At 38.3% G+C, this 24490-nt stretch carries 23 protein-coding genes and 1 tRNA gene; 9 read left to right on the top strand and 15 right to left on the bottom strand.

Features of this window, described 5'->3' with window-relative positions:
* The first annotated feature begins 5 nt into the window (after nt 1-5).
* Nucleotides 6-1040 carry a UDP-glucose 4-epimerase GalE gene (gene galE / locus AA974_RS04795; protein WP_064433644.1) on the top strand — a complete coding sequence of 345 codons (1035 nt, stop codon included), beginning with the start codon at nt 6-8 and terminating at the stop codon, nt 1038-1040.
* Here galE and truA read toward each other — a convergent pair.
* Genes truA through AA974_RS04775 form a run of 4 tightly spaced genes read right to left on the bottom strand, consistent with a single transcriptional unit; the run spans nt 1034 to nt 4475 of the window.
* On the bottom strand, nt 1034-1762 hold the full coding sequence (truA, locus tag AA974_RS04790) for a tRNA pseudouridine(38-40) synthase TruA (RefSeq protein ID WP_064433643.1): 729 nt from the start codon (nt 1760-1762) through the stop codon (nt 1034-1036). The genes galE and truA overlap by 7 nt on opposite strands.
* Entirely contained in the window at nt 1763-2800 is a 1038-nt protein-coding gene (locus AA974_RS04785; protein ID WP_064433642.1) for an LptF/LptG family permease, read from the bottom strand. It abuts the gene before it with no gap.
* Between the two features lie 10 nt (nt 2801-2810).
* Complete coding sequence (gene pcm / locus AA974_RS04780) at nt 2811-3440, bottom strand: protein-L-isoaspartate O-methyltransferase (protein WP_064433641.1); 630 nt, start codon at nt 3438-3440, stop codon at nt 2811-2813.
* Nucleotides 3441-3449: 9 nt separating this feature from the next.
* On the bottom strand, nt 3450-4475 hold the full coding sequence (locus tag AA974_RS04775) for a ribonucleotide-diphosphate reductase subunit beta (RefSeq protein WP_033599963.1): 1026 nt from the start codon (nt 4473-4475) through the stop codon (nt 3450-3452).
* 197 nt (nt 4476-4672) lie between these two features.
* On the opposite strand from AA974_RS04775, the gene AA974_RS04770 reads away from it, so the two are divergent.
* Nucleotides 4673-4757, top strand: a tRNA-Leu gene (locus tag AA974_RS04770).
* 36 nt (nt 4758-4793) lie between these two features.
* Here the strand turns inward: AA974_RS04770 and pseC are convergent.
* From pseC to accB, 6 genes are all read right to left on the bottom strand, one after another.
* Nucleotides 4794-5921 (bottom strand): UDP-4-amino-4,6-dideoxy-N-acetyl-beta-L-altrosamine transaminase, encoded by a 1128-nt coding sequence (gene pseC, locus AA974_RS04765; RefSeq protein WP_064433640.1) that lies wholly within the window; start codon nt 5919-5921, stop codon nt 4794-4796.
* Nucleotides 5918-6517 carry a hypothetical protein gene (locus AA974_RS04760; protein WP_064434070.1) on the bottom strand — a complete coding sequence of 200 codons (600 nt, stop codon included), beginning with the start codon at nt 6515-6517 and terminating at the stop codon, nt 5918-5920. The genes pseC and AA974_RS04760 overlap by 4 nt, the downstream gene beginning before the upstream one ends.
* A gap of 88 nt (nt 6518-6605) precedes the next feature.
* Nucleotides 6606-7154, bottom strand: a complete 549-nt coding sequence (locus AA974_RS04755; protein WP_064433639.1) for a hypothetical protein — start codon at nt 7152-7154, stop codon at nt 6606-6608.
* Nucleotides 7154-8116 (bottom strand): hypothetical protein, encoded by a 963-nt coding sequence (locus tag AA974_RS04750; RefSeq protein ID WP_064433638.1) that lies wholly within the window; start codon nt 8114-8116, stop codon nt 7154-7156. The genes AA974_RS04755 and AA974_RS04750 overlap by 1 nt, the downstream gene beginning before the upstream one ends.
* Nucleotides 8117-8207: 91 nt before the next feature.
* Entirely contained in the window at nt 8208-9575 is a 1368-nt protein-coding gene (locus AA974_RS04745) for an acetyl-CoA carboxylase biotin carboxylase subunit (protein WP_064433637.1), read from the bottom strand.
* 5 nt (nt 9576-9580) lie between these two features.
* Nucleotides 9581-10054 carry an acetyl-CoA carboxylase biotin carboxyl carrier protein gene (gene accB, locus AA974_RS04740; protein WP_064433636.1) on the bottom strand — a complete coding sequence of 158 codons (474 nt, stop codon included), beginning with the start codon at nt 10052-10054 and terminating at the stop codon, nt 9581-9583.
* A gap of 134 nt (nt 10055-10188) precedes the next feature.
* On the opposite strand from accB, the gene dcd reads away from it, so the two are divergent.
* The gene (dcd, locus tag AA974_RS04735; RefSeq protein WP_064433635.1) at nt 10189-10755 is read left to right on the top strand and encodes a dCTP deaminase; all 567 of its coding nucleotides are present in this window, start codon (nt 10189-10191) and stop codon (nt 10753-10755) included.
* Between the two features lie 159 nt (nt 10756-10914).
* Nucleotides 10915-13131: an outer membrane beta-barrel protein gene (locus AA974_RS04730; RefSeq protein ID WP_064433634.1), complete on the top strand. Its 2217-nt coding sequence runs from the start codon at nt 10915-10917 to the stop codon at nt 13129-13131.
* A 92-nt stretch (nt 13132-13223) separates the two neighbouring features.
* Here AA974_RS04730 and AA974_RS04725 read toward each other — a convergent pair whose 3' ends face one another.
* Both AA974_RS04725 and AA974_RS04720 read right to left on the bottom strand, forming a co-directional pair.
* The gene (locus AA974_RS04725; RefSeq protein WP_064433633.1) at nt 13224-13904 is read right to left on the bottom strand and encodes a 16S rRNA (uracil(1498)-N(3))-methyltransferase; all 681 of its coding nucleotides are present in this window, start codon (nt 13902-13904) and stop codon (nt 13224-13226) included.
* The gene (locus AA974_RS04720) at nt 13905-14336 is read right to left on the bottom strand and encodes a hypothetical protein (protein WP_064433632.1); all 432 of its coding nucleotides are present in this window, start codon (nt 14334-14336) and stop codon (nt 13905-13907) included.
* A 55-nt stretch (nt 14337-14391) separates the two neighbouring features.
* Between AA974_RS04720 and hemH the strand changes: the two genes are divergently transcribed.
* From hemH to AA974_RS04700, 4 genes are all read left to right on the top strand, one after another.
* Nucleotides 14392-15399 carry a ferrochelatase gene (hemH, locus tag AA974_RS04715; protein WP_064433631.1) on the top strand — a complete coding sequence of 336 codons (1008 nt, stop codon included), beginning with the start codon at nt 14392-14394 and terminating at the stop codon, nt 15397-15399.
* A gap of 114 nt (nt 15400-15513) precedes the next feature.
* Nucleotides 15514-16179, top strand: coding sequence for a SoxW family protein (locus AA974_RS04710; RefSeq protein WP_064433630.1), 666 nt, complete (start codon nt 15514-15516; stop codon nt 16177-16179).
* A gap of 9 nt (nt 16180-16188) precedes the next feature.
* Entirely contained in the window at nt 16189-18999 is a 2811-nt protein-coding gene (ccsA, locus tag AA974_RS04705) for a cytochrome c biogenesis protein CcsA (RefSeq protein WP_064433629.1), read from the top strand.
* Between the two features lie 9 nt (nt 19000-19008).
* Nucleotides 19009-20286 carry a glycosyltransferase family 10 domain-containing protein gene (locus tag AA974_RS04700; protein ID WP_064433628.1) on the top strand — a complete coding sequence of 426 codons (1278 nt, stop codon included), beginning with the start codon at nt 19009-19011 and terminating at the stop codon, nt 20284-20286.
* 18 nt (nt 20287-20304) lie between these two features.
* On the opposite strand, the gene gdhA is transcribed toward AA974_RS04700, so the two are convergent.
* The 3 genes from gdhA to AA974_RS04685 form a co-directional block, all read right to left on the bottom strand.
* Entirely contained in the window at nt 20305-21651 is a 1347-nt protein-coding gene (gene gdhA, locus AA974_RS04695) for an NADP-specific glutamate dehydrogenase (protein WP_064433627.1), read from the bottom strand.
* A 66-nt stretch (nt 21652-21717) separates the two neighbouring features.
* Complete coding sequence (locus tag AA974_RS04690) at nt 21718-22548, bottom strand: peptide chain release factor N(5)-glutamine methyltransferase (RefSeq protein ID WP_064433626.1); 831 nt, start codon at nt 22546-22548, stop codon at nt 21718-21720.
* Entirely contained in the window at nt 22545-23768 is a 1224-nt protein-coding gene (locus AA974_RS04685; RefSeq protein ID WP_064433625.1) for a M48 family metallopeptidase, read from the bottom strand. Before AA974_RS04685 ends, AA974_RS04690 begins: the two co-directional genes overlap by 4 nt.
* A 178-nt stretch (nt 23769-23946) precedes the next feature.
* Between AA974_RS04685 and AA974_RS04680 the strand changes: the two genes are divergently transcribed.
* Nucleotides 23947-24471, top strand: a complete 525-nt coding sequence (locus tag AA974_RS04680; protein WP_064433624.1) for a hypothetical protein — start codon at nt 23947-23949, stop codon at nt 24469-24471.
* Nucleotides 24472-24490: the final 19 nt, after the last annotated feature.

Here is a 24490-nt window from a genome sequence, read left to right as displayed (position 1 = left end):
GTTTTATGGCATTATTATTCACAGGGGCGTGCGGGTATATAGGCTCGCATACCGCAAGGGCGTTTTTAGAAAAAACCAAAGAAAACATCGTTATTGTAGATGATCTCAGCACCGGTTTTTTAGAACATCTCAAAGCGTTAGAGCATTACTACCCTAATAGGGTTGTGTTTGTTCAAGCCAATTTGAATGAAACGCAAAAATTGGACGCATTTTTGAATAAGCAGCAATTAAAAGATCCCATTGAAGCCATCTTGCACTTTGGGGCTAAAATCTCAGTAGAAGAATCCACGCGCTTGCCTTTAGAATACTACACCAACAACACGCTCAACACTTTAGAGTTTGTCAAACTTTGTTTAAAGCATGCAATCAAGCGTTTTATTTTTTCTTCTACGGCCGTGGTTTATGGCGAGTCTGATTCAAGTTTGAATGAAGAAAGCCCCTTAAACCCCATTAATCCTTATGGAGCGTCTAAAATGATGAGCGAAAGGATTTTGTCAGACACTTCTAAAATAGCGGATTTTAAATGCGTTATTTTGCGCTATTTCAATGTGGCTGGGGCATGCATGCGTAATGATTATTCCACCCCTTACACGCTGGGCCAGCGCACGCTCAACGCCACGCATTTAATCAAAATCGCATGCGAATGCGCAGTAGGAAAAAGGAAAAAAATGGGGATTTTTGGCACTAACTACCCCACAAGAGATGGCACTTGCATTAGGGACTATATCCATGTAGATGATTTGGCTAACGCGCATTTAGCGAGCTATCAAACCCTTTTAGAAAAAAATAAGAGCGAGATCTATAATGTCGGCTACAATCAAGGCCATAGCGTGAAAGAAGTGATTAACAAGGTTAAGGAAATCTCAAACAACGATTTTTTAGTGGAAATTTTAGACAAACGGCAGGGCGATCCAGCAAGCCTTATTGCCAATAACGCTAAAATCTTACAAAACACCCATTTCAAACCCCTTTATAACAACCTAGACACCATTATCAAAAGCGCTCTAGATTGGGAAGAACACCTTTTGAGATTTCAATAATACACCCTGTGCAAATACAAGCCATTAGCCATTACGGGCGTTCTTATAGTGGCTTTGATGTTATGGATTTGTGCTTGAATTTCAGCGAGCGTGATTTTTTCTAAGGAGTATTGGATGCACGCTTGAATGATCAAACGCACGCTAGAGCGTAAAAACGCATCGCCAACGATTTTAAACACCACGCACTCATGCCCTGCGATAAAGGTTTTATAAGCAAAAGCGTTAAAAATCGTGCGTTTAGGGTTGGTTGTCGCCCCGCCTTCTTTTTTAAACATGGAAAAATCATGCTTGCCTGTGAATTGCTTTAAAGCGGTGTTTAATGCATCTAGTGAGCCATAATCCCCACAAGCGATATAAGGCGCTAAAAAAGGCGTTTTTAAATCCTTCGTCAAAAGGTAACGATACGCTCTTTCTTGAGCGTCAAAACGCGCATGGAAGTTTTTTTCTTCTAATTTTTTTAAGACAATATGCGGGGCGAGTTTAGGGGCTAGATAGTAAAATAATTTAGCGGCATTCCAGTGTTTTTGAGCGTGAAAAGACAGCGTTTGGTTGTTCGCATGCACGCCTTTATCCGTGCGCCCAGCCGCAATCACAACGCTTTTAATCCCTAGCGCATTTAAAGCGCTCTCTATCTTATCTTGAACGCCGAGTTTGTTAGGCTGTTTGGCATAGCCTAAAAAATACGCCCCATCATAAGCGATAGTAGCCTTAAAACAACGCATTTAATAACGCTTTAAAATGAATTTTCTGAACAAAAAATAAGAAACAAACGCCCAAATAAAGGGGAAGAAAAAGGTCATCAAAAACAAATCCGTAGAAATCACATGCACCATTAAAAAATAAACCCCAACCGCTCCAAGGACATAAAAATAACTCCAATTCGTTTTGAATCGCGGGTTGGCGATGCCAAATAAGGGGATTAAAAACACGCTCGCTAAAGGGAACAATGAAACTAAAATCGCTTGAGAAAAACGGCGTTTTTGATTTTTATTAGCGTTTTTACCAAAGGCTTTTTTCCAATAACCTAAATAATCCGTACCTTGCAAATAAGCCGCATCATTAGAATTGAAAGACTTGAGCTTGTTGCGCAAATGCAATTCTTCAAAATCAACTTTACGCATTTTATCGCCTTGAGTGAAATACGCATGCCCTTTGTATAAGTTCAATTCAAATACGCCGTTTTGATTGTTGATATTGCCTTTTTGAGCCAGAATGAAGCTTTCTTGAGAGAGGCTTTTATTGGAAAAAAGCACTAAATTATCATAGGAATTGTTTTCAGCTTTATCCACATACACGAGCCAATCGCCTAATTTTTGCCCGAATTCACCCGCTCTGATGTTAATATCAATCTTGTCTTTTTTTTGACGCAAAAACCCGTAATAAGCGCTCTTAGAAGTGGGGATTAAAATAAGCGAAAACACTAATAGAATCGCACTCACGAACAAACTTAAAGGCACAAACGCTTTAGTCATTTTTTTAGGCGAAACCCCTAAAGAGAAAAACACTAACAATTCATGGTCATAGCTAAGTCTTGAAAGCCCTAAAGCGCAAGCCGCAAAAAAAGTGATCGGTAAAATAAAAAAAATGGTTCCAGGCAAGGAATACAAAAAGAGTTGCACCAGATCTAAAAAGCTCACTTTAATCACGAGCGTTACGCTTGCAATACTGATTAATAGCACGATAGAAGAGATAAAAAACAGCACTAAAAAGAAAGAGAAAAAGACCTGCGAAACCGCCATGAAAAGATAGTGTTTAATCATGCCTTAATCTTTATTGCACCCCATCTACAACAGGCACGAACAAGCATTTTTCTAACACTTTTTCAACGCGCAAGGTGGCATTTTGTTTCACAAACCGCTTGATCACTTGCTCGTTATTTTCTTGAATGGGCGCAACTAATATCCCACCTTCTTCAAGCTGATCAATAAGCGCTTGAGGGATATTTTTAGCGCAAGCAGAGAACAAAATCCTATCATAGGGGGCGTATTGATCCCAGCCCTTATTCCCATCAGCGAATTTAACATGAACATTGTTTAAGCCTAGAATTTTAAGGCGCAAACGCGCTTCTATATACAAGCTTTCAATCCTTTCAATGCTAAAAACGCGCCTGAAAATTTGAGACAGCACCGCCGCTTGATAGCCGCTCCCGCAGCCAATTTCTAGCACGCTATCCACTTGATCAATTTCTAAATATTGCGTCATTTTGGCCACGGTTAGGGGCGAAGAAATGTATTGTTGCGCTTGCATGGAAAGAGCGTTTAAAGTATAAGCAAAATGTTTAAAGGGGGCTGGCACAAAAACCTCCCTTTCAATGCTCTCCATAGCCTTTCTCACTTTGGGATGCAAATTGAAACGCTTATTGATTTCTTCACACATCAAATGGTTTTTAATACTATTCAAACAAGCCCCTTAAAAATCATCAAAACTCACGCTCCCTTTAGCGTAATTACTCACCCTAGCTTCAAAGAAGTTAGAGCGCTGCTCATTGAAACTTGAAAAGCTCTCTACCCATTTAATGGGGTGTTGGACGCCATAAACTTTAGCGATACCCACCTTACTCAAACGGCTATCCGCTAAAAACTGGATGTATTGCTCAATCAAGCTTGAAGTGAGTCCTAAAATCTTGCCTTGCGTGATATAATCCCCCCATGAAGCTTCAATTTCTACCGCTTTTTTAAACATTTCTATGACTTCATTAATCAATTGCGGCGTGAATAGATCCGCTCTTTCATTCCTTAAAGCGTTGATCATGTTTTGGAATAAAATCAAATGCGTTACCTCATCTCTTTGGATAAAACGAATCATTTGCGCTGATCCTAGCATTTTACCGCTCCTAGCCAAAGTGTAAAAATAGCTAAACCCGCTATAAAAATAAATCCCCTCTAAAATTTGGTTAGCAAAAAGTGCTTTGAGAATGTTTTCTTCTGTAGGGTTTTTGGCTAATTCCATATACACTTGCGCGATATAATCGTTCTTGCTTTTTAATTGCATATCGTTACGCCACATGTCATAAATTTCTTCAGTATTCGCACTTATGCTTTCCACCATCACCGCATACGCATGGCTGTGTAAGGCTTCTTCATAAGCTTGACGCACCAAACACAAATTGATTTCGGGACTGGTGATAAAGGGATTGACATTATCAATTAAATTATTGGTTTGCAAGCTATCCATAAAAATGAGTTGCGCTAAAGCTCTGTCATAGCCGATCTTTTCTTCTGCGCTTAATTTCAAATAATCTCTTTTGTCATCATTCATGCTCACTTCTTCAGCAAACCAGGTGTTGGCGAGCATCGTTTTCCACAAATGATCCGCCCATTGGTACTTGATTTTATTCAGATCAAACATGCTTGTAGGATTGCCCCCAAAAATCTTTCTTTCATTCACACTTTCTGTAGAATTGGGGTTGTAAATTTTCTTGCGTGAAACTTCCATTTTGTTCCTTAATTTCCTTAAAACTATCTAATAATATAGTCTCGTTAGAATACCTTAAAAGAATTTAAAACTCCCTAAAGCCAGAAAAAACTCCAAATTGTAAAAAACTCCAAATTTTCAGTATTTTTAAAGGATTAAAAAGCTAAAATACTGCTTCTTTATTTTCTACTTCTTATGCATGCGATTGCGTGCGGTGTGCGGAAGTGGCGAAATTGGTAGACGCACTAGACTTAGGATCTAGCGCCGCAAGGCATGAAGGTTCGATTCCTTTCTTCCGCACCATTCTTAATGATTAAAATTTGAAGCCCTAAATGAAACTTATTTTATCTTAAATCTCTCAAAAGTTTTTAAAACGCCATGAGCGATGTTTTGAACGCTCTTTAAATTTAAATTCGCATGACAAGGTAAGGAAATTTCAGCGCGATAAAAATCCTCCGCGCTTTTTAATGAGGCTATTTTAAAGAGCTGTTGATACAATTGGTATTGGTAAATGGGCTTGTAATGCACTTGGGCTAAAATGCCAAGCTTGTGCAAATTTTCTAAAATCAGTTTTTTGCATGTAAAAAATTTTTGGTGCATTAAAATAGGATAAAGGTGGTTAGAGCTTTTATGTTTTAACAAGGGGTGTAAAGGGGTGAAATAAGGGTTATCTTTAAAAATCCTGTCATAGGTTAGAGCGGCTTCTTCTCTTTTTTGCATTAAAAGGGGGGCTTTTTTAAGCTGGCTCAAACCCAAAGCACTTTGGATTTCATTCAAACGGAAGTTATGCCCTATGCTTTTGACTTCACCTTCAAAAAAATCTTTTTTGAGCATGCCATGAGAGCGAAACAATTTCATTTTTTCATACAATTCGCTATCGTTAGTAACGACCGCTCCCCCTTCAGCCGTAGTGATAGGTTTAATGGCATGGAAACTAAACACGCTCGCTAACGCAAAGCCTCCTACTTTTTTGTTTTGATATTCGCTTCCTAGAGCATGCGAGCTGTCAGAAAGAAAACTCAAAGAATGCTTTTTGCAAAGCTTTTGAATGCTTTCTGCTTCCACGCTTTTACCGGCATAATCCACGCTCATTATGGCTTTGGTTTTTTCGTTAATGAGCTTTTCTAGGGCTAATTCATCTATATTGCCATCGTTTTTAATTTCAGCAAATACGGGTTTGTAACCACTTTCTAAGAGCATGTTAGCCGTCGCTACAAAGCTTATAGGGGTGGTGATTATTTCATTACAATCAGCGTTAAAACCGCTAAAATTCCTATAGAGCGTTAAAAGGGCTGAAGTTGCGCTGTTAAACACTAACACATGCTTAACGCCCAAAAACTCGCACAAAGCCTCTTCAAATAAAAGAGAGCGTTTGCCTTGCGTGAGCTGTTTGGAATTTAAAACCTCTAAAACAGCCTTTTTATCTTCTTCATCTAAACAAGGCTCGCTATAAGCAAACTCTTTCAAGCGAGCAAGTCTTGCAAGCGAGATGGGGTGATCTTGCTTGTGTCATGGACATCTTGGAATTTTTGAGCGTTCAGTCTTGTTTTATCTAAGGTGTTGTATTCCTTGTTTAAATGATTCGTTTCAGCGAGCTGTTTTTTCCACTGGTGCAAAGAGTTTTGAATGTTTTCTTTCTCACTTTCTAATGATTTTGAAAATTTTTCCAAAGCCTTCGTGTCGTCAATGCCAATATTGCTAGGGAGTTTCAAACCATCATTGCCTGATTGTTGATTGAAAGAATCAATCGCTTTATCCAAACGGCTTTTGAAATGCTCAAAATCGCTTCGATCTTTTTCATTATTATGAGCGTAAGCTTTAGAAATCCCTACCAATTCCTTAGCGTCTTTATCCATGCCCTTTAAGCTTTTAAGACGGCTTTCTAAATTCCCTATAGCTATGTTATCCTGCTTAGCTTGTTTGGCTAATTTGATTTTTTCATCACTCTCTGAAAGATTTTGAATTTCCTTATTTTCTTCTTTTCTTGCGTGCGAACTAACCTTTTGGGTGTGGTAATCTCTCACCATCAAAGACGGGTTATAATTATTTGAAATCTTAGACATCTTATCCTCCACTTCATTGGATTTTCTTAAAGATAAGCAAACTCTATTCCTAAAAACATTTTGATCCACTCAATTCTATCTAAAAATATTAATCTAACCCTAAAACCCTTTCTAACTCTTTGATGAGATTTGTAATTTCTTTCAATTCTTTAATATTGAGAGTGAGCTTATAATTGACTTGATTATCAGGATTCATTGGAACCAATTGTTTTTTAAACTCATTTTGTTTCATAAAGTATTTTCTTTCTTTATGAATGTAATTGATTTCATTCTTTTTAAAAATTCTATAAAGCAATTTGTCTTCGCACACTCCTAAGCAAATCAAAAAATCATAGTTGTATCGTGGGTTTATACCATTGAACTGAAAAGTGTTGTTAGTTCTGCCTTTTCGTGCTGTTTTAACTTCAAAGGATACACCGCTTTTTGTCATAATATCGTATTCATCATGAATAATGCCATCATTGATTACTTCATCTATAGCGTTAAGCACACTTTTTAAAAACTCTTCACCAATCTGCCCTATAGCGTTGGCTTCAAAATCTCTAATTTTTGAAAAAATAGCGTTGTAACCTTGTCCTAAATTCAGTTCTTTATGTTTTTTTTCAATAATTTTTAAAAAAGTTTGCTCTAAGTCCATCAATCATCCTTTAAACTACCCAAATGATCATATAAGGCTTGAAAAATATGACTTTTTCCTAAATGATAGCAAGAATTAGTCGCTAAACTTGCGTATTTCGTCCAATCAATCTCTTTGAATAGTTTTTTTAATTTAGTGTTTAAAGCCTTGTCAGTGCTAGTAAATACCACAGCGATACCAGATTTATATTTAACTTCCTCAAAGTTCTCTACAATTTGTGTGTTTTTATAAAAAGTTGATGAAAGGTAAAAAGACGCTTTTTGATTAAAAATCCACTCTTTACCGCATTCTCTATTTTTAGCTAATGAAACCGTGAAAACCTTGATATACTCGCCAAAGGGTTCTTTATGGCGATTCTTATACCAAGAAAATTCACTTTTTTTGTTTTGATACTTTTTGCTCCAAATTTGAAACACGCAATGCACATCCACTTCTTTATTTTTAAAATCTATAAACGCATTTTTTTCTAAGCGTTCGCTATAAAGCAGATTTAAACCTTTCACACGATACTTAATGGAGCCTTTTCCTTGACTTTCAAAGAACATGGGCAGGATAAAACACACAAAATCACAATTTCTAGCATGGTTGATAAATTCTAACGCCATAACCCCACGATGCCCAAAAGGAGGGTTGCCCAAGCAAATCACTTTTTGATGCGTAGGCAATTTATAATTTAAAAAATCGCATTGAATAAATTCATCTCTTTTGGGTTCAATGTCTATACCAATGCGTCTATTTTTAGGAAACAAGTCATAAAACACCCCATCGCCTGCACTTGGCTCTAGAAAAATAAAGCTATCTAGATTTTCGTATTTTTTAATAACTTCATAAGCTTTTTGAAAGCATTTTAAAGCCACACTAGGCTTAGTGAAATACTGATCTAGAACATTGCTAGAATTTTCTTTCATCTCATTGCCATTGACATAGCATTTAGGGGTAACTTCTTTAAATAAGGTTTGCATGAAAAAACTTTACTATAAAATCATAAAATTTAACGCTGATTTTTTTGATCGTTTAAAATCCTTAAATAATGCTTAAGAAAATCCTTAAAACTTAAAAATTTTCTTCTAAATACTTCGTGTGGATTTTTGCTTGCCTAAAATCCGCATTTTCAAGCATTTCAAGGTGGAAAGGAATGGTCGTTTTAATGCCTTCTACTTTAAATTCCTTTAAAGCCCTTTTCATCTTAGCGATCGCTCTTTCTCTGTTTTCACCCCACACAATGAGCTTGCCAATCATAGAATCATAGTGTGTAGGCACGACATAATGGGCATGCGCATGCGAATCAAGGCGCACATTGACCCCACCAGGGGCGATCCATTCGGTGATTTTACCCGGGCTTGGGTAGAATTTTTTAGGATCTTCTGCAGTGATCCTGCATTCTATCGCATGCCCTTTGAGAGAAAAGCTTTCTTGCTTGGGCAATTCTTCGCCTTGAGCGATTTTAATCATCCATTCAATGAGGTTTAACCCGCTCACCATTTCGCTAACGGTGTGTTCCACTTGCAAACGGGTGTTCATCTCCATGAAATAAAAATCTTTCATGTTGGAATCGAGCAAAAATTCAAAAGTCCCAGCCCCCACATAGCCGATATATTTAGCGGCCTTGATTGCTGTTTCTAGCAAACGCTTACGAACGCTCTCTTCTAAAACCACTGCCGGAGTTTCTTCAATGAGCTTTTGCTGGCGTCTTTGCACTGAACAATCCCTTTCGCCCACATGAATGACATTGCCATGCTTATCGGCTAGAATTTGGACTTCAATGTGCTTAGGCTTGTTGATGAATTTTTCTAAATACACGCTCCCATCGCCAAACGCACTCAAAGCTTCTGTTTCTGCGGCTAAATAAAGGTTTTTAAGCTTGGATTTATCCCCTACGACACGCATTCCTCTCCCGCCCCCACCAGCGGCTGCTTTAATGATGACAGGGTAGCCGATTTTATCAGCGATTTCTTCAGCTTCTTGATAGCTTTTAAGCAACCCATCACTGCCCTCAATCACAGGCATACCGGCTTCTTTCATCACGCTTTTGGCTTTGGATTTATCGCTCATTAAAGCCATGACTTTCGCGCTCGGACCAATAAATTCTAAAGAATGGTGCGAGCAAATTTCTACAAAATTCTGGTTTTCACTCAAAAACCCATACCCAGGGAAAATCGCATCGGCTTCAAACAATTCCGCCGCGCTAATGATCGCAGGGATATTCAAGTAACTCTCGCTGGATTTTGCCCCCCCTATACACACTTTTGCGTTAGCTGTATTGAGATAGTGGGCGTCCTTATCAGCGATAGAATAAATGGCTATGGATTCTTTACCCATTTCTTGAATGGTTTGGATCGCTCTTAAAGCGATCTCGCCTCTATTAGCGATCAAAATGCGTGAAAGCTCTTTTTTTTCTACCTTTTTATTTTCTTTACTCATGGATTTTAAAGCTTTTCAACTTTGATGAGTTTCGTGCCGTATTCTACCGGTTGAGCGTCCCCCACTTCAACAGAAATCACCTTGCAAGGGTATTCCACTTCAATTTCATTCATGATTTTCATCGCTTCTACAATGCCCACGATTTGCCCTTTTTTAAGCGTATCGCCCGCTTTGACATAAGGCTCAGCCCCAGGTGATGGCGCATGATAAAAAGTGCCTACCATAGGCGAAAGCACGAAATCTTCTTTTTTATCCACAATAGGGGTGCATACCATAGGCACAGGAGTTTGGACACTTGGCATGCTCGCTTCTACCATAATGGGGGCTGGAGAATGGGTGGGACTTAATGCGTTTTTATGTTTCGTATAAGCGGATTCTTTATCCAAAACCAATTCAAAATGCTCACGCTTTAATTTCAAATGCCCTAAATCAGAAGCTTTAAATTCTTTGATCAACTCTTCAATTTCAGAAAGGTTCATAACGATCTATTCCTTATATATATTATTTTAAAAATATGCCACAAACGCATAATCTTACTAACCATAAGCGTTTTTAGCAAAAAATTATTGTTATAATAACATAATTATTAACAAACTTTAAAGGCTTTGTGCGTATGGGATTAAAAGCGGATTCTTGGATTAAAAAAATGAGTTTAGAGCATGGCATGATTAGTCCTTTTTGCGAAAAGCAAGTCGGTAAGAATGTGATTAGCTATGGTTTGAGCAGTTATGGGTATGATATTAGAGTGGGGAGTGAGTTCATGCTCTTTGATAACAAAAACGCTTTAATTGACCCTAAAAACTTTGACCCTAACAACGCGACTAAAATTGATGCGAGCCAAGAGGGTTTTTTTATCTTACCCGCTAATGCGTTCGCCCTAGCCCATACGATAGAGTATTTTAGAATGCCTAAAGACACCTTAGCGATTTGTTTAGGCAAAAGCACTTACGCTAGATGCGGGATTATTGTGAATGTCACGCCTTTTGAGCCGGAATTTGAAGGCTATATCACGATTGAAATTTCTAACACCACTAATTTACCGGCTAAAGTCTATGCCAATGAGGGGATCGCACAAGTGGTGTTTTTACAAGGCGATGAAGTGTGTGAGCAAAGCTATAAAGACAGAGGCGGTAAGTATCAAGGGCAAGTGGGCATCACTTTGCCTAAAATTTTAAAGTGATTTGAAGAAAGATAAAAGCGTTTATCCTTTGAGCGTTGTTTATTTTATTAATATAAACAATGCCGCAACTTCTCAAAAATGTATTATAATACGAAATTTCAGTTTTATTGGGTTACAAACTCTTTGAGAATAAAACGCTCAACCATTTAGGAAATGACCATGCTAAGATTCGTTAGTAAAACGGTTTGTTTGTCTTTAATCGGCTTGTTCAACCCTTTAGAAGCCTTTCAAAAACACCAAAAAGACGGCTTTTTTATAGAAGCCGGGTTTGAAACCGGGTTATTAGAAGGCACGCAAACTAAAGAAGAAGCAACAGCTCAAAACACCCAAAAAACCCCTAAAAACCCCCTAACCAACCCGCAAAGTAAAGAACAAAACAAAAGCGATACAGCCACCCCGCAAAGCGTCTATGGGAGATACTACATACTCCAAAGCACCATTTTAGAAAAAGCGACTGAGTTATTCACAGCGGCTAATATCAACGGCAACGGCTTAACTTTTTATTCTCAAAACCCTGTGTATGTGATGGCATACAATCAGCAAAACGCCGAGTTTGAAGGCTATGGCAATAACAGCGTGGTTGTGATACAAAATTTTCTGCCCTACAATTTAAATAATATTGAGTTGAGTTTTACAGACGCTCAAGGCAAGGTAGTCAATTTAGGCGTGATAGAGACTATCCCTAAAGATTCTCAAATCATTCTGCCTGCAAGCCTGTTTAATCATTTTTCAAACGATTCGCCATTCAACTCTGATGGCCTCCAACAACTCCAAACCACTACCACCCCCTTTTCTGACGCTAACACGCAGAGTTTGTTTGAAAAGCTCAGTCAAATCACGACCAATCTTCAAATGACTTATGAGAATACAGACCCATTTTCTAGCGGTAACAATGATCCTAGTGGCCCTCTTGCTTCTCCTAAACCTCATTATGAATGCCCTGGTTATAAAAAGAGTTGTCAAGTCGCTTCAGTGTCTTTCACCCTGCAAACCGCAGAAGAATTGACCAATTTAATGTTAGATATGATTGCGGTATTTGACTCTAAATCTTGGGAAGAAGCCGTTTTAAACGCCCCTTTCCAATTTGCTAACAGCCCATCAGAGTGCGGTATTGATTATCCTAAATGCGTGAATCCCTTTAATAACGGGCTTGTTGATCCTAAAGATGAAAAATACGTGCTAACCCCTCAAGAAGTTATCAATAGTTATAGAGTCGCTAATGAGCTTACGGTGAATCTCTTGAATGCGGCCAAGGGGTTTTTGGGGCTAGGATCCCAACTGGGTAGTGCAAATGCCCCCGGTGATAATGGCTTCAATCAAGGTGTTTTAGGGATAGCGCCTTTTGCCTTAAATCCTGAAATATTGTTTGGCAAAAATTTGAATAAAGTTGCTATTTTGGCATTAAGAGACATTATCCATGAATATGGCCATACTTTAGGTTATACCCATAATGGGAACATGACTTATCAAAGGGTTCGTTTGTGCCAAGAAGGGAACGGACCAGAAGTGCGGTGTGAAGGCGGGCATGAAGTGGAGAAAAACGGAAAAGAAGAGCTAGAATTTAGTAACGGGCATGAAGTGCGAGACCATGATGGTTATGACTATAATGTTTGCTCTCGTTTTGGTGGCAAAAATCAGCCCGCTTTCCCTAGCAATTACCCCAATTCCATTTATACTAATTGTGCTCAAGTCCCCGCTGGGCTTATAGGCGTTACCACCGCTGTTTGGCAACAGCTCATCAATCAAAACGCTCTGCCTATTAATTTCGCTAATTTGAGCAGCCAAGCCAACTATTTAGACGCCAGTTTGAACGCAAAAGCTTTTGTTAGCTCTATGTTTAATGCATTCAATCAAAGCTTTTTAACTTCTAGCTCCTCACCATCTTTTAGAAGCCCTATTTTAGGGGTTAATGTTAAAATAGGCTACCAACATTATTTCAATGACTATATAGGGTTAGCCTATTACGGCATCATCAAATATAATTACGCCCAAGCTAACGATGAAAAAATCCAGCAATTAAGCTATGGTGGGGGAATGGATGTGTTATTTGATTTTATCACCACTTATACCAATAAAAAGCAAGACAATCCAACTAAAAAAGTTTTTGCTTCCTCTTTTGGGGTGTTTGGGGGGTTAAGGGGCTTATACAATAGCTACTATGTTTCCAACCAAGTCAAAGGAAGCGGTAATGTAGATATAGTTACTGGGTTTAATTACCGCTACAAGCATTCTAAATATTCTGTAGGCATTAGCGTTCCTTTAATCCAAAGAGACATTAAAATCGCTTCTAACAATGGCATCTATGCGAACTCTGTTATTTTGAATGAGGGTGGCAGTCACTTTAAAGTGTTTTTTAATTACGGATGGGTGTTTTAGGGGTTAAAAATTGGCTTTAACTGAAGCTTTTTAGCAAAAAGTTAAGATCTTAAGTTTTTAAAATTTTGTTTTTAAAACTTTTGCGATACCCCCTAAACTTGCGCGACACTCGCCATAAACACGCATGCACTCTCAGATTTTAGCACCATGTCTAACGGGATGCGATAAATTTCACGCTCTTTAAAATACCCTCTTTCTTGTTCGCTAAAACCCCCTTCAGGCCCTATGATAACGCCTTTTTCAAAACCCGCGCTTGCAAGTAAGGTTTCGCCCTTAAAATCCAAAACACTCGCCTTTGGGTAGGCGTTTAGCATCTCTTTAGTGTTTGAAAACACTTCCAATTCCATTAAAGCGCTGCGGCCGCATTGCTCGCAAGAATGAATCAAAATCTTTTGAAAACGCTCTAATTTGGCGCTATCTATTTTTTCATTACGCTGGCTAAAATCCGCATAGAATAAACTCAACTTGCTCACGCCTAACTGATTTAAAAAGGGTAGAATTTTTTCAATGCTTTTGATTTCAATCACGCTTAAAATCAAATGCGTTTTTTTATGAGCCATAATCTCTAATACTTGTGCGCCCACCAGCCTTAAAAGGGCGTGTTTTTTAGTGATTTCTGCATGCTCATAGGTATATAAAAAGCCGTCTTTTAAGTTTCTTAAATCCAAACGACTCGTGCTTTTGATACGTCTTGAGCGGTATAAATGCGTATAACTCTCGCCTTCTATTTTTAAAACAGGCTCTTTGGCTAAAGGGTGATAGACAAAACGCATTCAAAGGCCCATTAACACAACAATAAGAATCGTTTCTAAAAAATACAGGATTTTAGCTTTTTTGATATACGCCTCCATCCTTTCTTTTTTAGTGATAGCGAATTTCACGCTTTTATGGCGTTTGATTTCTGCTATAAGCATCAACAACAGCCCTAAAAGCATGATAACAGCGCTAAAAGAAAATTCAAATTGTTGCATCGCCCAAATAAAAACCCCGCTCAAAAGAGCGATGCTTAAAAGAATGTAAATCGCTGGCATGACAAGATAGATTTTTTTGTTTAATTGGATAAAATTCTTTTCTTTAAAAAGGGTGTAAAGATTGATCATAAAGGCTAGGGCAAGCAAGGCGGCAAAAAAGGCATGGATAAGCAAGGATTGAGCCATCACAGAAGAATCTTGTGTATTTAATGCTTGCAAACTCATCTCTAACATTAACTTCTTTCTAACGATTTATTTTTTATTAATCGTTTTATTTTAGCATGCACTAATGGATTTAATCAATGAAAAGCTTAATAATTTAGAAAATAACGCCACAAAATCCCCTAAAGAAGCGGTCGTTCTTTTGAACATGGGAGGGCCTAACAGCCTTTATGAAGTGGGGGTGTTTTTAAAAAACATGTTTGATGACCCCTTTATCCTTACGATTAAAAACCATTTTATGCGTAAAATGGTGGGTAAAATGATCGTCAATAGCCGCATAGAAAAATCCAAAAAAATCTATGAGAAATTAGGAGGCAAATCCCCTTTAACGCCTATCACATTCGCCCTTACGGAGCGTTTGAACAAATTAGATCCTTCCCGTTTTTACACTTATGCGATGCGTTATACCCCTCCTTATGCGTCTATGGTCTTGCAAGATTTAGCCTTAAAAGAGGTAGAAAGCTTGGTGTTTTTTTCCATGTACCCGCAATATTCTAGCACCACCACCCTTTCTAGTTTCAATGACGCTTTTAACGCCCTCAAATCTTTAGAAACTTTCCGCCCTAAGGTGCAAGTAATTGAGCGTTTTTATGCCAGCAAAAAGCTTAATGAAATCATTTTAAACACGATTTTAAGTACCCTAAACAACCGCAAAAGCCAGGATTTTGTCTTAATCTTTTCCGTCCATGGCTTACCGAAAAGCATTATTGATGCAGGCGATACTTACCAGCAAGAATGCGAACATCATGTGAGCTTGTTAAAAGAGTTGGTGCAACAAAAAAATATCCCTTTTAAAGAAGTCTTACTCTCTTATCAATCCAAACTAGGGCCTATGAAATGGCTAGAGCCAAGCACTGAAGAATTGATAGAAAAGCACCGTAAGTCTCATATTATTATCTATCCTTTGGCTTTCACGATTGATAATTCTGAAACGCTCTATGAATTAGACATGCAATACCGCTTGATGGCAGAGCGCTTGGCGGTTAAAGAATATCTGGTTTGCCCATGCTTAAACGATTCCATAGAGTTTGCAAAATTCATTATTGAATTGGTTAAAAATCTTAAAGACGGATGAAATTTGCATAAAAAGCGATTATTTAGTAAAATACTGCGTTTTTAAATCCATTACTATGTTTTTAAATCCATTACTATGTTTTTAAATCCACAAATTACAAAATAAAGGTTTATTATGTTTTTAATCCCTCGTTTTTTAAAAAAAGGCTTAGGCGTTTTTTTACTTGTTTTGTTAGTTTTTAGCGCTTGCAAGTCCAACAATAAGGACAAATTAGATGAAAATCTTTTAAGCTCCGGTTCTCAAAGCTCCAAAGAATTAAATGATGAGCGAGACAACATAGACAAAAAGAGCTATGCTGGTTTAGAAGATGTTTTTTCAGACACCAAGTTTATTAGCCCTAATGATAAATACATGCTTTTAGTTTTTGGCCGTAATGGTTGCTCCTATTGTGAAAGGCTTAAAAAAGATCTCAAAAATGTCAAAGAATTGCGCAACTATGTCAAAGAGCATTTCAGTGCTTATTATATCAATATCAGCTACTCTAAAGAGCATAACTTCAAAGTGGGCACTAAAGATGATGAAAAAGAAATCAAAATGTCTACAGAAGAATTAGCGCAAATTTATGCCGTCCAATCCACTCCTACCATTGTTTTATCGGATCAAACAGGCAAAACCATCTATGAATTGCCCGGCTATATGCCTTCCACGCAATTTTTAGCGGTGTTAGAATTTATCGGCGGTGGGAAGTATCAAGACACGAAAAGCGATGAGGATTTCACTAAAAAATTAAAGGCTTATATCAAGTATAAAACCAACCTTTCTAAAAGCAAGTCTAGCTAGGAAAGTCTGATGAAGAATCTCAAAAGCCTGCTTTCTTTTTTGCTGGCTTCTTTTTGGGTCGCTATCCCTTTAATTGCGCTCTATGCCTTAGCGTGCGCGATAGCCACTTTTATAGAAAACGATTACGGCACGAGCGCGAGTAAGGCGATTGTGTATAACACCCCTTGGTTTAATTTCTTGCATGCGTATTTATTGGTGGTTTTAATAGGCACATTCATTAATTCTAAAGCCTTAGAGCGCAAAAGATACGCAAGCCTTTTTTTCCACAGCTCCTTGATTTTAATCATTTTAGGGGCAGCCATCACGCGCTTTTTTGGTGTAGAAGGGCTTATGCATGTGCGAGAAAACAGCACGCAAAGCTCTTTTGAAAGCGCGGACACTTATCTTAATATCACTCTTAATGACACCACTAAACTTTCTTTAAAAACGCCTTTAACCTTTTATTATTCCAAACGATTAAGACCCATTCATGCCACTTTAGATCACAAGCCTTTAATTTTAGAACCCTTAGAGATTTACAAGCAAAACGCCATTAAAAAAGATGACGCTGCTATTTTAGTGTTAAAAGCGACCTATAACGGCGTGAGCCGCAAATTCAATCTTATTAAAAACAACAGGAATGAAGGCATAGAAGAAAGCGAGATGTTTAAAGACGACAAGCTCTCTTTAAGTTTTGGATCCGCTTACATTGAATTGCCTTTTCAAATCAAACTGAAGCGTTTTGAATTAGAGCGCTATGCCGGCTCTATGAGCCCCTCATCTTACGCTTCAGAAGTGGAAGTTTTGACATTAGATAACACCTTAATCAAACCTTATAGGATTTTTATGAACCATGTTTTAGATTATGAAGGCTATCGCTTTTTCCAATCTTCCTATGACATGGATGAAAAAGGCACGATCCTTTCTGTCAATAAAGACCCGGGTAAAATCCCCACTTATTTAGGGTATGCGATGCTTATTTTGGGGGCTTTGTGGTTGCTTTTGGATAAAAACGGGCGTTTTTTAAAGCTTTCACGCTTTTTAAAATCCCAACAAGCCGCTAGTTTCTTGCTCGCTTTAATTTTAATCAGCCCTTTTACTTCCTCGTTCGCTAATGAGACTCCAATTGAGATGCATGGGGGCAAAAGTGCTCAAATAGAACGACAAAATGTAGAAAATTCCGCTAATAAAGAGGATTCTAAAAGCGCGATTTTAGAGCGTTTGAAACACTTAAGAGAGTATTCTAAAGATCATTTGAAAGCCTTTCAAAGGCTTCAAGTCCAGGATTTTGACGGGCGTATCAAACCCCTTGATACCATTAGCATTGAATATATCCATAAGATTTTAAAAAAAGATGATTTTCAAGGGCTAAATGCTATGCAAACGCTTTTAGGGATCATGTTTTTCCCCAATGATTGGCGCAGCGTTAAGATGATTTACACTTCTAATAAAGCCCTAAGAAAGCTTATCGGCACGCCTTTAGATGAGAGCCGTATCGCTTTTAGAGATGTGTTTGATAGCCGTGGGTATAAATTAAAAAATCTTGTTGAAGAAGTCAATCAAAAATCCCCCAATGCACGCAATGAGTTGGATAAAGATGTGTTAAAAGTAGATGAACGAATCAACTTAGTCTATACGCTTTTTAGCGCTCAATTTTTACGCATTTTCCCTAGCGATAAAACCACTGCTTGGCTCTCGCCCGTTGAAGCGATCAACAGTCCTAATAAAGAGATTTCAAGCGTGGCAACGGGGTTTTTAAAAAATATTTTTAGCGCCTTTGATGACGCTTTAAAAACCAATCAATGGGATAAAGTAGAAAAAACTCTAAAAGATTTAAGCATTTACCAACAAGAGCATGCCAAAAACCTCTATTTACCCTCTTCTAAAGTGGATTCTGAAATTTTTTTAAACCACACTAATTTTTTTAACAGCCTGACCTTGCCTTATATCTTTCTTGGGTTATTGCTTTTTATCGTGGTGATCAGTTCTCTTGTTAAAAACACGATTCCAAATATTTGGCTCACTAAAATCCTTTACATTGCTATCTTGCTTTGTGCGCTCGCTCATTCTATGGGGCTCATTTTGCGCTGGTATGTTAGTTCTCATTCGCCTTGGAGCAACGCTTATGAGTCCATGCTTTATATCGCATGGGCTTCTGTTATCGCAGGGTTTATTTTACGCTCCAAACTCGCGCTATCGGCTTCTAGCTTTTTAGCCGGTATCGCGCTCTTTGTGGCCCATTTAGGCTTTATGGACCCTCAAATTGGCCATTTAGTGCCGGTGTTAAAATCCTATTGGCTCAATATCCATGTTTCTGTCATCACCGCTAGTTATGGCTTTTTGGGCTTGTGTTTTGTGCTGGGGATTTTAAGTTTGGTTTTGTTTATTTTGCGCAAACAAGGGCGTTTCAATTTGGACAAAACCATTCTCTCCATTAGCGCTATCAATGAAATGAGCATGATTTTAGGCCTGTTCATGCTCACAGCTGGGAATTTCTTAGGCGGGGTGTGGGCGAATGAATCTTGGGGGCGCTATTGGGGGTGGGACCCTAAAGAAACTTGGGCGTTGATTTCTATTTGCGTCTATGTTTTAATCTTGCATTTGCGTTTTTTAGGCTCTCAAAATTGGCCCTTTATTTTAGCGAGCAGCAGCGTTTTGGGGTTTTATTCGGTTTTAATGACTTATTTTGGCGTGAATTACTACCTTTCTGGCTTGCACAGCTATGCCGCAGGCGATCCCTTGCCTATCCCCACTTTCTTATACTTTTTGGTAGCGATACCTTTTGCTCTCGTGATCTTGGCGTATTTCAAACGCCATTTGAGTTTGCCTAAATTGGTTTAAAGGATAACCATGTTCCAACCTTTACTAGACGCTTATACAGACAGCACCCATTTAGATGATACAACCCATAAACCCCCATTAAATATAGCCCTAGCCAATTGGTGGCCCTCAAAGAATAGCGAAAAAGAAGGATTCAGAGACTTCATTATTCATGTCATCTTAAAACAACGCTACACAATCACCCTCCACCAAAACCCCAACGAACCTTCAGATCTAGTCTTTGGCAACGCTTTGGGACAAGCCAGAAAAATCTTATCTTATCAAAACACCAAACGAGTGTTTTACACCGGTGAAAATGAAGCGCCTAATTTCAACCTCTTTGATTACGCTATAGGCTTTGATGAATTAGATTTCAACGATCGCTATTTGAGAATGCCTTTGTATTACGCCTATTTGCACTATAAAGCCATGCTTGTTCATGACACCACTGCGCCTTACAAGCTCAAACCTGACAGCCTTTATACTTTAACAAAACCCTCTCATAAATTTAAAGAAAACCACCCTAATTTATGTGCACTAATCCATAACGAGAGCGATCCTTTGAAAAGAGGGTTTGTCAGTTTTGTTGCAAGCAATCCTAACGCTCCCATTAGGAACGCTTTCTATGACGCTTTAAATTCTATTGAGCCAGTTACTGGGGGAGGGAGCGTGAAAAACACTCTAGGCTATAAGGTCAAAAACAAAAACGAGTTTTTAAGCCAATACAAATTCAACCTCTGTTTTGAAAACTCACAAGGCTATGGCTATGTAACCGAAAAAATCCTTGATGCGTATTTTAGCCATACTATCCCTATTTATTGGGGGAGTCCCAGCGTGGCGAAAGATTTTAACCCTAAAAGTTTTGTGAATGTGCATGATTTCAAAAACTTTGATGAAGCCATTGATCATATCAGATACTTGCACGCACACCAAAACGCTTATTTAGACATGCTCTATGAAAACCCTTTGAACACCCTTAACGGGAAAGCTGGTTTTCACCAGGATTTGAGTTTTCAAAAAATCCTAGATTTTTTCAAAACGATTTTAGAAAACGATACGATTTATCACAACCCTTCCGCTCTTTATCGTGATTTAAATGAGCCGTTAGTGTCTGTTGATGATTTGAGAGTTAATTACGATGATTTGAGAATTAATTACGATGATTTGAGAAGAGATCATGAACGCCTCTTATCAAAGGCTACCCCTCTTTTGGAGCTATCCCAGAACACCTCTTTTAAAATCTATCGCAAAGCTTATCAAAAGTCTTTACCCTTGTTGCGCACCATAAGGAGATGGGTTAAAAAATAGGTTTGCAAAACAAACCAATCAAACCCCTTGCGCTATCATCGCAGACGCTACTTTTCTAAAGCCGGCGATATTAGCCCCTAAAACAAAATTAGTAGGGTCTTTAAACTCTTTAGCGGTTTGAGAGACATTCTTATAAATCTCTTTCATAATGTGGTGTAACTTCGCATCCACCACTTCAAAACTCCAAGGGTGCATGCTCGCATTTTGCGCCATTTCCAAGCCGCTCACACTCACTCCCCCAGCATTAGCCGCCTTGCCTATGCCATAAGAAATCTTAGCCTGTAAAAACAATCCAATCGCTTCATTGCTTGAGGGCATGTTCGCCCCTTCAGCCACGCATTTGCACCCGTTAGAAAGGAGGGTTTTAGCGTCTAAAACGCTCAATTCATTCTCGGTCGCACTAGGAAAAGCCGCAAAACAAGGCACATGCCATACAGCATTCCCCCCTTTGGGGTAATTTTCTATGGGGGTGTATTTCGCATTGGTTTTTTCTGAAGCGTATTCTTTGATCCTCCCACGACGCACCTCTTTAATCTCTTTCAAAAGCTCTAAATCAATGCCGTCTTTATCATAAATCATGCCATTAGAATCGCTCGCAGTTACCGGTTTGGCTCCTATTTGAAGCAATTTTTCAATGGTATAAATAGCGACATTACCGCTCCCAGAAACGCTACAAACCTTACCCTCTAAAGAGCTGTTCCTTTCTTGCAACATTTCTTCAGCAAAATACACGCACCCATAGCCGGTAGCTTCTTTTCTGCACAAGCTCCCCCCATAAGTTAGCCCTTTACCGGTCAATACGCCCTCAAAACGATTGACTAATTTTTTGTATTGCCCAAACAGATAGCCAATCTCTCTTTCACCCACTCCAATATCCCCGGCTGGCACATCAGTCGTGGCTCCAATATGGCGGTATAATTCATTCATGAACGCCTGGCAAAAACGCATGATCTCATGTTCACTCTTCCCTTTAGGGTCAAAATCGCTCCCCCCCTTAGCGCCCCCCATAGCCAAAGTGGTGAGCGAATTTTTCAACACTTGCTCAAAGCCTAAAAACTTGATCACGCTTTCATTCACGCTAGGGTGGAATCTCAAACCCCCCTTATAAGGACCAATAGCTGAATTGAATTCAACCCTACATCCCCGATTGATTTGGATTTGATTGTTATCATCTAGCCAACACACCCTAAAAAAAATCTCCCTTTCAGGCTCAATCAAACGCTCTAAAATGGCATGCTTTTCATAACTTTTATCGCTGTCTAAAAGGGGTTTTAAAGAAGTGATAGCTTCATAGACGGCTTGATGGAACTCTTTTTGATAGGGGTATTTTTTCTGTAAAGATTGGAGAATTTTTTCAATATACATAAGCGACATCCTTTATTATTTTAAGTGTTTTTATTGTAACACTAAAAGGGTAATTAAATTTTAACTTTATCTTAAAAAACTTTTTAAAATGCCTATAAACCCCCTATCAAAGCCGCTCAAATCCTTGTAAAACTCCGCAAAATAACCGCAAAACTCCAAGCATTCTTTCAAGCTTTTTAACTGGTCATACCCCATTTCACAAGCCAAAAAAGGGATTTTTAACCCAGCGGCTAAAAAAATGATTTCTTTTAAGATTTCATCGCCTTTAACCCCCCCAAAAAGGGCTTCATGCGGTTCTTTGAGAACGGATTTTTCCAAAGGATAATCTCTAGCGATATAGGGCGGGTTAGAGACAAGCATTTGTATCGTTGGCATGCCATCCCAAAGGCGCGTTTTTTTTAAAAAAACACGCTCTTTTAGACAAAAGCGTTCAATATTTTTGGACGCCACTTCTAAAGCTTTTGGTGAAATATCGCTCGCATGAATGGAAAGTTTAGGGTTTTCTAAAGCCAAACTAACAGACACGCAAGCACTCCCTATGCCTATTTCGCCTATCTCTTTTAAATGGTATTGAGAAATAATATCAAGGGCTTTTTTGACCAAAATCTCCGTTTCAGGCCGTGGGATTAAAACATGCTCATTCACGAAAAAAGAGCGCCCATAAAAATCACAGCTTTTTAATAAATACTCTATGGGGCAGTCATCCAAGCGCTTTTCTACCAATTCAAAAAAACGCACCTCTTCTTCGTGGTTTAACTCTAAATAGGCATGCGCGTGCAAAAAAACCCTCTCTTTTTGCAAGACAAAGCCTAATAAAATTTCAGATTCTAAGCCCCCCCTAAAACCTTTTTGCGATAATTCTTTTTTAGATTTGTTTAGGGCTTGTGAAAGAGTCATTCAATTTCATAATCCAAAGCTTTCAAGCGCTCTAATAGCGGTGGGTGCGTGAAATGCAAGAAAACATAAAAAGGGTGCGAATGGGGGAACGCTTTATTTTCACTCACAATAGACACTAACGCTTTGGCTAAAACCTCTTTAGAGCTTAAACTCGCTCCAAACTTGTCCGCATTGTATTCATTCTTTCGGCTAAAAAACCCGATCAAAGGCATAGCGTAAAAAGAAAATACCGGCAAAAACAAGAGTAAAATCGCAATCAAACTCGCTGGTGTTTGTGAGACATTAAAGCCTTCAAAAACCAACGGTGGCAAATGAGCGATCAAAGCAAAAACAAGAGCGAGCAAACCTCCCATAATCCCTAAACTTTTCAACAAATCCTTATTTTTAAAATGCCCTAATTCATGCCCTAAAATGGCTAAAAGCCCTTCTGTCCCAACTTTAGAGATCAAAGTGTCAAACAACACCACCCGCTTGTTTTTACCCAAGCCCCCAAAATACGCATTCAAACGCCCATCCCTCTTGCTAGCGTCCATCACAAAAATGCCTTCGGATTTAAAACCCACTTTATCCATCATGCTTTCAATTTGACTTTCCAAATCCCTATTATTCAAGGGGGTGAATTGGTTGAAAAGCTGGGCGATTTTAGGGTAAAAAAGATTGGCCAAAATCATAAAAACAAACACGACAAAAAACGAGCTAATCTCCCAATGTTCCACATGTTCAATGATCATAATAAGAGTGTAAATCAACAACAATCCCACGCTTAAAGTGAGCAATAACCCTTTGAAAAAATCCTTAAAAAATAACGATAAGCTCACCTTAGAAAAGCCAAATTCCTTATCCAAATGCATGGTGGTGTAGTAGCTAATGGGTAAGGATAAAACGCTTTGAATCGCTAAAAACAACAAGGCAAACACCAAGTAACCTAGCGTTTCAGAAAGGTTTAAATAATGCATCAAATCTTCTAAATGCGTCAAACCAAAAAAGACCCAACCAGCAAAGATTATCCCATCTAAAATTTGAGAAATAATGGATAATTGCATTTTTCTAATAGCGTAATTTCCCGCTTCTTCATAATCCTTTTGGGGGAGTAAAACAGGCTTCTCGCAGAGCTTTTGACGGATAAATTTCAATTGCAAAATATCGCCTGCAATGTAAGGAGTCGTAAAAAAAAGCAAATAAAAAATACAGATTATCATATCTATCCATATGTCAAGCATGTTCTAAACTCCTTTCTTAATTGACTTACCAATAAAAATGTAGGAATTATAACAATTTTTCAAAAATTTACCATAAAATTAAATAAATATGGTAGAAAAAAGAGGCTATTTTTGAGCGTTTTTAATTCAATAGTAAAAAGCTGTGTTATTCAACCCACTATAAACAAAAAGGTTTGTCATGCCCTATTCTTTTAAAAAGCGTTTTTTAATCATTTATGCCCTTTCTACCTTGCTTTTAGTGGGGGTTTTGTTAGCGTTATTTTTCTTTTATGCGAAAAATAACCTCTTAGAAAACACCCAAATACGCATGCAATACACCGCTGATGCGATCGCTAAAAGCCTTTTAGAATTGGACAATGCCTCTTCTTTAGAGCCTTTAAGAATCTTAGAAGAACGATTCAAAAACACCCCCTTTGTCTTGTTGGATGCAAACAACCAAGTCAAGTTTTCTAATATCGGGGCGTTTGTGGCCTCTTTTAAAAATGACGCCTTAATCAAAACCCCTTATTTTGCGCTTAAAAAACAAGGCTTTTACCTCACAGACAGCACCCCAACTAACCGCTTAGGGGTTTCTAAAATCATTATTGCAGAAGAAGAAATTCAAAAAAATTTTATCCCCCTTTATAAAATGATAGGCTATGTGTTTTTGGGCGCGAGTTTGTTTGTCACGCTAATAGCCATGTGGCTTTATAAAATCCAATAAAACTATAGATTTATTTTCA

This window comes from Helicobacter pylori, from assembly GCF_001653475.1.
GTDB classification, from domain to species: Bacteria; Campylobacterota; Campylobacteria; order Campylobacterales; family Helicobacteraceae; genus Helicobacter; species Helicobacter pylori_CM.
Note: the sequence above shows the minus strand (reverse complement) of the source record. Positions and strands in the feature narration are given on the sequence as shown.